At 62.8% G+C, this 11,861-nt stretch carries 9 protein-coding genes; 4 read left to right on the top strand and 5 right to left on the bottom strand.

What is annotated here, in order from left to right:
* Nucleotides 1-158 precede the first annotated feature (158 nt).
* Nucleotides 159-1,055 (top strand): DUF72 domain-containing protein, encoded by an 897-nt coding sequence (locus M3P27_05585; protein ID MDP9267782.1) that lies wholly within the window; start codon nt 159-161, stop codon nt 1,053-1,055.
* 537 nt (nt 1,056-1,592) lie between these two features.
* On the opposite strand, the gene ispG is transcribed toward M3P27_05585, so the two are convergent.
* Nucleotides 1,593-2,837, bottom strand: coding sequence for a flavodoxin-dependent (E)-4-hydroxy-3-methylbut-2-enyl-diphosphate synthase (gene ispG, locus M3P27_05580; protein ID MDP9267781.1), 1,245 nt, complete (start codon nt 2,835-2,837; stop codon nt 1,593-1,595).
* A gap of 81 nt (nt 2,838-2,918) precedes the next feature.
* On the opposite strand from ispG, the gene M3P27_05575 reads away from it, so the two are divergent.
* Nucleotides 2,919-3,725, top strand: a complete 807-nt coding sequence (locus tag M3P27_05575; protein MDP9267780.1) for a sel1 repeat family protein — start codon at nt 2,919-2,921, stop codon at nt 3,723-3,725.
* Between the two features lie 181 nt (nt 3,726-3,906).
* Here the strand turns inward: M3P27_05575 and M3P27_05570 are convergent, their stop codons facing one another.
* From M3P27_05570 to M3P27_05555, 4 genes are all read right to left on the bottom strand, one after another.
* A complete protein-coding gene (locus tag M3P27_05570; protein ID MDP9267779.1) occupies nt 3,907-5,271 on the bottom strand; it encodes a site-2 protease family protein in 1,365 nt (454 codons plus the stop codon).
* 23 nt (nt 5,272-5,294) lie between these two features.
* Entirely contained in the window at nt 5,295-6,500 is a 1,206-nt protein-coding gene (locus M3P27_05565) for a 1-deoxy-D-xylulose-5-phosphate reductoisomerase (protein ID MDP9267778.1), read from the bottom strand.
* Between the two features lie 17 nt (nt 6,501-6,517).
* A complete protein-coding gene (locus tag M3P27_05560; GenBank protein MDP9267777.1) occupies nt 6,518-7,393 on the bottom strand; it encodes a phosphatidate cytidylyltransferase in 876 nt (291 codons plus the stop codon).
* A gap of 143 nt (nt 7,394-7,536) precedes the next feature.
* Nucleotides 7,537-8,331, bottom strand: a complete 795-nt coding sequence (locus M3P27_05555; GenBank protein MDP9267776.1) for an isoprenyl transferase — start codon at nt 8,329-8,331, stop codon at nt 7,537-7,539.
* Between the two features lie 205 nt (nt 8,332-8,536).
* Between M3P27_05555 and M3P27_05550 the strand changes: the two genes are divergently transcribed.
* Both M3P27_05550 and M3P27_05545 read left to right on the top strand, forming a co-directional pair.
* A complete protein-coding gene (locus M3P27_05550) occupies nt 8,537-8,845 on the top strand; it encodes a hypothetical protein (protein ID MDP9267775.1) in 309 nt (102 codons plus the stop codon).
* A gap of 46 nt (nt 8,846-8,891) precedes the next feature.
* Complete coding sequence (locus M3P27_05545) at nt 8,892-11,570, top strand: TonB-dependent receptor (GenBank protein MDP9267774.1); 2,679 nt, start codon at nt 8,892-8,894, stop codon at nt 11,568-11,570.
* Nucleotides 11,571-11,861 lie beyond the last annotated feature (291 nt).

Here is an 11,861-nt window from a genome sequence, read left to right as displayed (position 1 = left end):
CCGCCTCAGCGCGGGCTCGCGTCGGCGACCCGCAACTCGCGAGCGTGGCGATCGGCGCCTGCTTCGCGCGCACGGCGAGCTATCCCAGCGGGATCGACTGGGTGGTGATGGCGTTCTATCCGCGCGGCAGCCGCTAGCCGCTCCCTTACAATCCAACCATGGGCTCGATCCTCGTGGGAACCGCGGGTTGGTCTTACAAAGACTGGGAGGGCGTGGTCTATCCGCCGGGACTGAAGCGCAAGCAGCATCCGGTGGAGTACCTGGCGCAGTTCGTGGACTGCATCGAGATCAACTCGAGTTTCTATGGGCACACCCGCCCCGAAGTCGCGAAGTTGTGGTGCCGCAAAGCGGCGGCGGTGAATCCCGAGTTTCGCTTCACGGCAAAGCTTTACAAAGCGTTCACGCATTCGCCCATCGCGGTGGTGCAACCGACCTCTTCCGAGACGATCCGCGCGACCGAGAGCGACGAGCACGATGCCAAGCAGGGGCTGGACGTGCTCGCGGCGGAAGGGAAGCTAGGGGCGCTGCTGGTGCAGTTCCCCGTCTCGTTCAAGAACACGAACGAGAATCGCGACTGGCTCGACGCGGTGATCCAGAAGTTCAATGAGTATCCGCTGGTGGTGGAGGTGCGGCACTCGAGCTGGAACAACGAAGGCATCCTGCGCTACTTCGCGGAGAAGGGCGTGGCGTTCTGCAACATCGACCAGCCCAAGCTGGGGAAATCGCTGCATCCCACCGAGCACGTGACCTCGTCGGTGGGTTACGTACGGCTGCACGGGCGCAACTACCGCGAGTGGTTCGATTCGGATAACCGTGACGACCGCTACAACTATCTTTACACCGCGGACGAGCTCGAGGGTTGGAAGGAACGCATCATGCGCATCGCGGAAAAGGCGGAGAAGACCTACGCGGTGGCCAACAACCACTTCCGCGGACAGGCGGCGGTGAATGCCATCCAGTTGAAGCGTCTGCTGGGGCAGCCGGCGAAGGCGCCGGATGTGCTGGCCAAGCAATATCCGGAGTTGAAGGAGTGGGCTGAGATCGTACCGGCTTGAGGAAACCTGGTCCCAGTCATAAGCGGCACCGCTGGCACGCTTGGTGAATTTTCGTACCGGCGGAAGGAACCTGGTTTGTAACGCGATTTTTACAACCCATTTACAAAACAAGATGAACTTTTCGCACTAACCCTTCGTCTTCTCTAACGTCTGATGTAGCAGCAGGGGACGGAAGCGCAGAGGGAGGCACAAGATGGACGCAAAATGGAATGATGTGGTCGATCGCACGGCAGTCCGGCTGACCTTGACGATGGTCGGATTCGGCGCGTGGCTGGCACTCGTAGTGGGCCTGTTAGCAGTGGCCTAATAAAGCGCGACACAACTCGAGTTCTGGATAACGGGAGGCGCGGATAAATCCGCGCCTTTACGCTTTCTGGTGGGATTCTCGATGTTTGCAGAGCGAAGCTCTCCGGCGGGCAACGGCGGGCCAGGAGGGTTCATAGATCCTCCGCTCGGGCTAAAGCCACTCGCGAATGATGACGTTCTCGAAAGATGACGTGCGTAAGGGATGATGTCTTCGGGGGATGGCGTTCTTGTCTAGGCCTTGGCGGCGACTTCGGAGTTTGACTTGGCGTAGTGGGAGTCCACGTAGTCTTCGAGGATGCGCATGAACTCCTCGGCGATGTGGTCGCCCTTGAGCGTGACGGTGAGGCGGCCGTCGACGAAGACCGGCGCCTTCGGATCTTCGAACGTTCCCGGCAGTGAGATGCCGATGTTGGCGTGCTTCGATTCTCCCGGGCCGTTGACCACGCAGCCCATCACCGCGACCTTCATCTCTTCCACACCGTCGTACCGCGACTTCCAAATCGGCATGTGCTCGCGCAGGTAGCGCTCGATGTTCTCCGCCAGCTCCTGGAAGTAGGTGGAGGTGGTGCGTCCGCAACCGGGACAGGCGGTGACCTGGGGAGTGAAGCTGCGGATGCCAAGCGATTGCAAGATCTGCTGCGCGACCAGGACCTCTTCGGTGCGGTCGCCGCCGGGCGCGGGGGTCAGCGAGACGCGGATGGTATCGCCAATGCCTTCCTGCAACAGCACGCCGAGCGCGGCGGTGGAAGCGACGATGCCCTTCGCGCCCATGCCGGCTTCGGTGAGTCCCAAGTGGAGCGCGTAATCGCAGCGCGCAGCCAGCGGACGATAGACATCGATCAAGTCCTGCACTCCCGAGACTTTCGCGCTCAGGATGATCTGGTCCTTCCGCAGGCCGTGTTTCTCAGCCAGTTCGGCGGAGCGCAGCGCGCTCACGATCATGGCTTCCATGGTGACCGAGCGCGCGTCTTTCGGTTCGGAGAGGCGCGAGTTCTCGTCCATCATCTTGGTCAGCAGCTGCTGGTCGAGTGAGCCCCAGTTCACGCCGATGCGCACCGGTTTCTGGTTCTCGACCGCGACTTCGACCATGGTGCGGAAATTGTCGTCGTCCTTCTTGCCGATGGAGACGTTGCCGGGATTGATGCGGTACTTGGCCAGCGCCTTGGCGCACTGGGGATACTTCTTGAGCAGGAGGTGCCCGTTGTAATGGAAGTCGCCGATGATGGGCACGTTGACGCCCTGCATGCGCAGCAAGTCGTGGATCTTGGGCAGCGCTTCGGCGGAGGCGTCATTGTTCACGGTGACGCGGACGAGTTCGGAGCCGGCGCGCGCGAGCGCGGCGATCTGCTCGACGGAGGATTTCACGTCGGCGGTGTCGGTGTTGGTCATCGACTGGACGACGACCGGGGCATCAGAACCGACGCGCACCCCTCCGACGTTCACGGTAACGGATTGTCTGCGCTTGATCTCTGCCATGGATGTACTGATTTCACTGATTTTATCATGCGTTGGCGCTTTCCCCGGGCGGTAGCGACACTCGTATTACACTGGTCAGACATGCATTTTCTGCGGTCCATCATGATCGTGATGCTGCTGGCGGCGGCCGCCACGGCCCAGGAGTCGTCGTCCTCCAAAGGGGCGCAGGCAGCCGCGCCTGCTCGGGCGCGCGAGGCACTCACGGCCAAAGCCAATGCCGGCGACGCCGGCGCGGCCTTCGTGCTGGGCAACATGTACGAGCACGGCAACGGCGTGCCGCAGAGCGCGGCGGAGGCGGTGAAGTGGTATCGCAAGGCGGCTGTCTTAGGGAACGCGACGGCGCAGTTCAACCTCGCGCTCATCCTCGCCAAAGGACGCGGCGTCGCAGCCGACCCGGTGGAAGCCGCGAAGTGGTACCAGAAGGCCGCCGCGCAAGGCGACCAGCAGGCGGCGATCAACCTGGGCATCCTGTATGCGCAGGGCAAGGGAGTGAAGCAAGATGGCGCGGAAGCGGCGCGCTGGTTCCGGTTGGCGGCCGAGGCGGGCAATCCCATGGCCGAGTACAACCTCGGCTTGCTGTACTCCGAGCAGCTGTATTCGGAAGGCAAGACGGAAGCCGACGACGACCGGCAAGCGGCGCTGTGGCTGGGCAAGGCCGCCGAGCATGGAGTTGTCGCCGCGCAGAACAACCTCGGCGTGCTCTACGCCGATGGGCGCGGGGTGGAAAAAGACCTGGTGCAGGCTTACAAATGGTTTGCGCTGGCGGGCGAGGCCGGCGACTCGAACGCGGCTGACGCGGTGCAGGCGCTCACGGCAGAGATGAAGCCGGAAGAGATCGCGCAGGCGAAGCGGCTGGCGCAGGAGTGGGTTTCCAAACACTCACGGTAAATCAAATGAAAGCAGGGGGAGGGGAGGAGAGGAGGTTTTTATTTCTTCTTATTTCTTTCTGCTTTTCTTCTATCTCTCTGTGATTTCTTTTGTTTTCTGGCACCCGGGCAAAACAAGACCAAGAGAAGTAGGAAGGCTTTTCCTCCCTTCCTCCACTCCTCCTGTTTTTATTTCTCTCTGCTTACGGCAGGAACTTTCCCAGGCCGGGCAATTTCGCCAAGTCGTTATAGATCACGACCACGGCGAACAGGATCAAGAAGACGAACGCGGCCTGGTAGATGCGTTCCTTGATGCGCGCATTGATGTCGCGCCGCATCAGGCCTTCGATGGCGAGCAGCAGGATCACGCCACCGTCCATGATGGGGATGGGCAGCAGGTTGAAGATGCCCAGGTTCAAGCTGATGGCGGCGGTGAGCAGGATGAGCGGCAGCCATCCTTTGCGCTGCGCGGCTTCGCCGGCGGCGCGTCCGATGCCGATGGGGCCGTCGAACTGCTTGATAGAGACTTTGCGCTGCACCAGCTTGCGCAGCAACTCAAAGATCATGCCGGAGAAGCGGATGTTGGTCTCGACCGACCGGCTCACCGCCGCGGTGAACGGAAGACGGTCGACGCGCAGGCGGCCGGGCGCGGAGAATCCCACGCGGTAGTACTTCTCGCCATCGCTCTCCTCACTGGAAGCGAGCACGGGCTTCACAGTGAGCTTTACCTGCTGGCCGGCGTTCTGGGCAGCACCCTGGGGAACGCCGCGGAGCACGGTGAGCTCGACCGGATTATCTTTTGCCTTCTGCAGGTAGAGCTGCACGCCGACCAGCGACTTCACCGCCTTGCCGTCGATCTGCACGATCTCATCCCCGGGGAGCAACCCGGCTTTGGCGGCGGGCATGTCTTTCTCCACGCTCTGCACGCGGACAGTGTCTGCCGGGGCCCAGCCCGGGTCGCCCGGCTGGCGCGTCTGCTTGTCCGACGGCACCGTGATCTTCAAGGGCATGATGGCGGCGCCACGTTGGACAGCGATCTCCACCGGCTGGTCCACATTCAGCAACATCTTGAAGCTGAGATCTTCCCAGGTGGGGTTCTGTGTGTCTTCGACGCGGACGATGCGGTCGCCGACCTGGAGTCCAGCGGCTTCCGCGGGGGAGCCTTCGACCACCCATCCGATCACGGCGGGCTCATCGAGATACGCGGGGTGCTCGTAGTGCACCATGAAGACGCCGGTGAGCAACACGACGGCAAGTGCGATGTTCATGAACGGCCCGGCAAGGGCGATGACAAAGCGCTGCCAGCGCGGGTGTGACATGAACTCGCCGGGATCGCCGGTGGTGGGCTCGAGCGGGTTCTCGCCGCTCATCTTCACGTAGCCGCCGAGCGGCAGCGCGGAGATGCGATAGTCGGTGTCGCCCCGCGTGAAGCCGAGCAGGCGCTTGCCAAAGCCGATAGAGAACGTCTCCACCCGCACGCCGAACAGTTTGGCGGCGGCGAAGTGACCGAATTCATGGATGAGGACGAGGAGGCCGAGGACGGCGATAAAAGCGACGATTGCGATCAAAAAACTCATAAGACTTCAGTTTCCTATGCCAGGGCAGGACGGCCAGCCCCGCGCTGCGGGGCCGCTTTCGTGGCCACCACGTCGCGCGCGACGCGGCGAGCCTCCCGGTCCATACCCAGGACCTCCTCTATAGATTCAGGACGGCGTGCTTTCGTTTCATCCAAAACGGTCTGGATGGTGAGCGGGATGTCATTGAATTGTATTTCCCCGGCAAGGAAAGCCGCTATAGCAATCTCGTCGGCGGCGTTGAGGGCGACCGTTTTGGCCCCCCCGGCTTCGGCCGCCGCGTAGGCCAGGCGCAGGCAAGGGAACTTCTCCAGGTCGGGCGGCTGGAAGTCGAGCCGCTTCAGCTCGTGGACGGGGAACGTAAGCTCGCTCGCGATGCGGTCGGGATAGGTGAGCGCATAAAGGATGGGCAGACGCATGTCGGTGACGGAGAGCTGCGCCAAGATGCTGCCGTCCACGAACTCGACCATGGAGTGGATGGTGGACTGCGGATGCACGATGACCTCGACCTGCTGGGGCGGCAGGTTGAACAGGCGGCAGGCCTCGATGACCTCGAAGCCTTTGTTCATCAGCGTAGCCGAGTCGATGGTGATGCGCTGTCCCATCTTCCAGGTGGGATGGTTGAGCGCCTGCTGGATGGTGATATGCGCAAAATCTTTTTGCGGCGTGTTCAGGAAGGGGCCGCCAGAGGCGGTGAGCCAGACTTTGCGTACCTCTTCGAGCTTGCCGCCGCGCATGCACTGGTGGACGGCGTTATGCTCGCTGTCGATGGGCAGCAGCGGTTTCTTGTGCCGGCGGGCTTCCGCGGTGATGAGTTCGCCGGCAGCGACCAGACACTCTTTGTTGGCGAGTCCGACGGACTTGCCGGCCTTCACCGCGGCGTAGGTGGCTTCCAGACCGGCGACGCCGACGATGGCGCTGACCACGAAGTCGGCTTCGGGGTGGGTCGAGACCTGGACCGTCCCGGCGGAGCCGTGAACGATGGCAATGTCTTTGTTCTTGCCGCCTTCGGTGGCCAGACGTTGCTTGAGTTGTTGAGCGGCCTGCTCGGTCGCCATCGAAATGACTCTTGGGCGCCAGCGCTGGGCTTGTTCGAAAGCGGCGTCCACATTCTCGCCGGCGGCAAGAGACACCACGGCGAAGCGGTCCGGGTAGGACTCGACAATGGAGAGCGTGCTGCGACCGATGGAGCCGGTCGAGCCCAGGATGGCAATGCGTTTCATGGGTTGACGAGCAACGATCAACGGGAGAAATAATCGCGCGTTAACAGCAATATTAACATCCCGACGGGCGCGGCCAGCAGGAGTGCGTCGATGCGATCGAGGACGCCGCCGTGTCCCGGCAGCAGGGTGCCGGAGTCCTTCACACCTGCGCCACGCTTGATGGCCGACTCGGCCAGGTCGCCGAGCTGCGCGGCGATGTTGAGGCCGACGCCGAGGACAATCGGCACCCAAGTGGGCACGTTCGTTTCCGCTTCTCCTAAGTACCTGGGCAGCGCGTACTGGACCAGCGCCCAACACACAATGACGGCGAAGACAAGCGAGGCGACACTGCCCTCGATCGTCTTCCCCGGGCTGATACGCGGCGCTAGCTTGTGCTTGCCGAAGGCACGACCGGCGTACATCGCGGCGATGTCTCCCACCCAAGTCACGATCAAGACGATGGCCAGCAGAGCGCGTCCGTCGGCCTGCGGCCCGCCGCCTTCCATGCGCCGTATCGCTACCAGGCACGCGAGTGGGAAGGCGATGTAATAAAAGGTGAAATACGAAACCGCTGCAGCGGGCAGCGCCTCGCGCAGTTCCGGCTTGCTCAACCCGAGAAGCAGGAAGACAAGTGGAATAAAAAAGATGCCGCCGATTGTGAGTAGCGCGATGGCGTCATCAGCGTAGCGGTTGCGCGCGAGAAAGAGAGCCATCGTGGCGAAGCCGACCGCGACGAGGGAAACCGTGACTCCGCGATAGGGCGCCATGCCGGAGGCCTCGGCAAGTTGCAGGAACTCACTGGCGGCGAGGGTGGCGACCAGGCCGACAGTCAGCACGACCAGCCAGTCGGGAGCGAAGAAGATGTCCGCCAAGACGAGCGGGATGAGGATCACGGCGGTGAGGACGCGCTTCATGTTTGCGTAGACCAGCGGAAGGGAAGATAACACGGAGGCCGGACCAGGAAACCTGAGATGCTTCGGCGCTGCTCGCGCGCCGGAGAAAGCGCGCGCTCGCGACGCTTCTCAGCATGACCCTTCTTAAAGTGTGAGCGGGTAGCCTAGTGCAGCCCGCTGGGCGGATCGATGAGGCCACCGTAGCGGCGTTCGCGCTTCTGGTACTCGGCGATGGATTCGAGCAGGTGGCGTCCGCGGAAGTCCGGCCAGAGCGTGGGCGTGACGTAGATCTCGGCGTAGGCGCTCTGCCACAGCAGGAAGTTCGAGAGGCGCATCTCGCCCGAGGTGCGGATGACGAGGTCGGGATCGCCAACGTGCCGCGTGTACAAGTTCTTGTCGATCAACTCTTCGGTGATCTCGAGGTGCTCCACGCCGCCATTCGACATCGCGTGGTCGAGGATGGCGCGGAAGGCGTCCACCATCTCGGTGCGCGCGCCATAGTTGAGGGCGAGCGTGAGCACCATGCCGTCGTTCTCACTGGTCTCTTCCGCCGCCCACGCCATGCGTTCCTGCACTTCGAGCGGCAGCTCGTGGCGGCGTCCGATGTACTTCAGCCGGATATTGTTGCGGTTGAGCGTGGGGACTTCGTCCTTCAGATACTTGCGCAGCAGGCGCATGAGGAAGTCCACCTCGCCCCGGGGACGGCGCTTCCAGTTCTCGGCGGAGAAGGCGTAGAGAGTGAGCGCCTCGATGCCCACGCGCGCGGCGGTCTCCACCGTCGAGCGCACGGCCCGGACGCCGGCGCGGTGGCCGGTGATGCGCGGCATGTGGCGGCTCTTGGCCCAGCGGCCGTTGCCGTCCATGATGATCGCGATGTGTTCGGGGAGCCGATTGGGATCGAGGCGCACGTACACCTCGGCTTCCTTGCGGTCTAGCCCTTCAGGGACTACTGTGCGCAACGCATACCTCTCAAACCTCCAAGTTAAACCTTTCCTCAGGGCCGCGCAACGAACGATGAACCATCCTGATACCGGCCTGGTCTGCGTCCTATGCCTGCGGCGGGTGCTAAAATCGGGGCTTCCGGTAGTCCCGTGCAGGCGACCATCCATGTTCCTGCCGGAAACAGGCCACATTCCCCGGAACTGCATCTAACCGAAAACAGTGTTGCTGCTGACTAAAACCCGCGACGCCCGCCGGCTGACCATCCTGCGCTGGACGGCGGTGCTCTGCCTGCTGCTGATGGTGTTCGCAGCGACGGTCGAAGCGCGGCACTCCCACTCCACCGATCGCGACGCGCAACGCTGCAGCGTCTGCGTGGTCGCGCATTCGCCCACGCTGATCGCGCGGGTGGCCACGGTAAAGCCGATCAACGTAAGCCAGCCGCTGGTCACGCTCTTCGAGGCGCCGGTCGTCTCGGCACTCTCGCACGACTCGCTCTACATCCGCCCTCCGCCTTCTCCTGAATCGCTCTAGGCCCCCAGCTTAGGCCGCACCCAAAAATCCAGATCAGGAGAAAGACATGCCTACGTCCACGCGACGGGCGATTTTCCATTTTGCTGTGGTGTTCACGCTGGCCGCTTGCTTTACCTCGCTTGCGAATGCGCAGGGGAGTTCGGGAACCATCGAGGGTGTCGTAAAAGACCAGACCGGCGCAGTGGTGCCCAACGCGAAGGTCGAGATCTCTTATCCGGTCAGCGGATATCGCCGGGAGACCACTTCGGGACCGCAGGGTGAGTTCCGGTTCGCGAACGTCCCATTCAATCCATATCACCTCACGGCGACGGCGACCGGATTCGCTCCGTTTGTAACCGACGTAGACGTGCGCTCCGCCGTACCCGTTCCGGTAGCGATCGGATTGAGCGTGACCTCTTCTTCGACCGTCACGGTGGAAGGCGACGCCAAGGACCTGATCGAGAACGAGCCCGGCTTCCACACCGACATCGACCGCGGCCTCTTCGACCGGCTGCCATTGCAGAGTCAATCGTCGCAGGTGAGTTCGCTGGTCACGCTGGCATCACCCGGCGTGGTGGCCGACTCGAATGGCCTCTTCCACGGACTCGGCGACCACGCGGAGAACTCGTTCTCGGTGGATGGCCAGCCCATCAGCGACCAGCAGAGCAAAGTGTTCTCCAACCAGATCCCAGCAGACTCCATCCAGTCGCTGGAAGTGATTGCGGGCGCGCCGCCGGCGGAGTATGGCGACAAGACCAGCCTGGTGATCAAGGTGACCACGCGCTCGGGGTTGGGGCAGAAGACGCCGTCGGGCAGCTTTACTACTTCCTACGGCTCGTTCGGAAGCACCACCGCGAACTTCGACCTGGCATACGGCGGAGACAAGTGGGGGAACTTCGTTTCCCTCGGTGGGCTGAACACCGGCCGGTTCCTGGATCCGCCGGAATTCCAAGTCATCCACGCGAAGGGCAACGAGCAGAACCTGTTCGACCACGTGGATCTGCAGGTGACCGGCGCAGATTCGTTGCACTTCAACGTGGGTTACAGCCGCTCGTGGTTCCAGACGCCGAATTCGTTCGACGCCGCGGCCGCGGGGCAAGACCAGCGGGTGAAGATCGAGTCGTTCAACTTCGCGCCGAGCTGGACGCATCTGTTCAGCCCGTCGACGCTGCTGAACGTGGTGACGTATGTCCGCCGCGACGCGTTCAACTACTACCCCAGCGCCGATCCGTTGGCGGACCTTACCGAGACGGCGACGCAGCGCCGAACGCTGCTGAATACCGGCATACGCGCCGATCTTTCCCACGTGAAGGGCATTCACAACCTCAAGGTAGGGGCGAGCTTCAACCACACCTTCCTGAATGAGTTCTTCTCCACCGGCATCACCGACGCGGGAGTGAACTCGCCGTGTCTCACAACCAATGCCGCGGGTGACTTCGTCGGCGCGGCCGACCCGAGCCTGACCGATCCGTCCCAGTGCGCGGGCGCGGGCTTCGAGCAGAACGTGGAGGCGAATCCGAATGCAAGCGCCCCGTTCGTCCCGCTGCTGGGATGCATCGACCTCACGCGCCCGGCGCCGGCCATCGCCGATGGCTGCGCCACGCCGAACAGCGCGCAGTTCCTGTTCAACGGACACACCGACATCAAGCAGCTCGCGCTCTACGTGCAGGACACCATCAGCGTGGGACATTGGAGTTTCAACCTCGGAGTGCGCGGAGACATCTACCGCGGCCTCTCCAGCGCGGCCCAGATACAGCCGCGCGTGGGCGTGGCCTACAACATCGCGCGCACCAACACGGTGTTGCGGGCCTCATACGCGCGCATCATGGAGACGCCATTCAACGAGAACCTGATCATCGCCAGCAGCAACGATCCGGTGACGGACGCGCTGTTCGGCGCGGGCTCCGGCGTGACTATCGCGGCGGGACAACGCAACGAATTCCATGCCGGCTTTCAGCAGGCGCTAGGGAAGTTCCTGGTGATCGATGCTGATTACTTGTGGAAGTACACGCACAACGCATATGACTTTGGCGACTTCCTGAGCACGCCGATCTTTTTCCCCATCGCGTGGCACAACTCCAAGATCGACGGCGCGTCGGTGCGGGTGAGCCTGCCGAATTATCACGGGCTCTCCGCCTTCGTCATGATGGGACACGTGAACTCTCGCTTCTTCGGGCCGCAGGTCGGAGGTTTGGGCACCGACCTGGGCGCCGGCGGATCGGTCTTCCGCATCGATCATGACCAGGCTTTCCAGCAGACGACACACCTCCAATACCAGCCGCGGAAGAACTGGCCGTGGCTGGCGTTCAACTGGCGCTATGACAGCGGACTGGTCGCCGGCGCCGTGCCGTTCGCGGTGGACACCACCACGCCGGTGGACTTGACGGTACTGACGGCGGACCAACAGATGCAGGCAGGCCTGTTCTGCGGGAACGTGTTCCCCACGTTGACCGCGCCCTTGATCACGTGCGCGCCTTCGCAGTACGGCTCGACGCTCATGAAGTTGCCGGCGCCGGGCACCGAAAACGATGACCACAATCCGCCGCGCGTCGCGTCGCGCCACCTCTTCGACGTGAGCGTGGGCGACGACAACCTGTTCCGCGGCGACCGCTACAAGTGGAGCCTGCGCGCCACGGTGATCAATCTGACGGATCAGAAGGCGCTCTACAACTTCCTCTCGACGTTCAGCGGGACGCATTACGTGACGCCGCGCTCCATGAACCTGGAAGTGGGGTTCCATTTCTAGCGGCCGACAACAAACGGCCTGGGCGGCCGGTGAAGGCCGCCCAGGTCTTTCCACTTCTCGCGTTCCCTATACAATTTCCGTGTCTGCAAGCGGTCCTTGTCCCTCCATTCGTCGCAGGAGTACTCCCATGAAAGCTCGCACTGTTGTCCTAGCTTGTGTCTTCAGCTGCGCCACTGTCGCCGTCTTTGGACAAACGCCCGCGCAAACGCCGCCGCCGCAGGTAGCGGCGCCAGCAACTGCGCCCGCGGCGAATGACGCCGCCGAGCAGCGGATAAGAGACCTCGTCGAGCG

Source organism: Acidobacteriota bacterium, assembly GCA_030774055.1.
Classification (GTDB): Bacteria; Acidobacteriota; Terriglobia; order Terriglobales; family Acidobacteriaceae; genus JACPNR01.
This window is presented reverse-complemented; position numbering and strand designations above follow the sequence as displayed.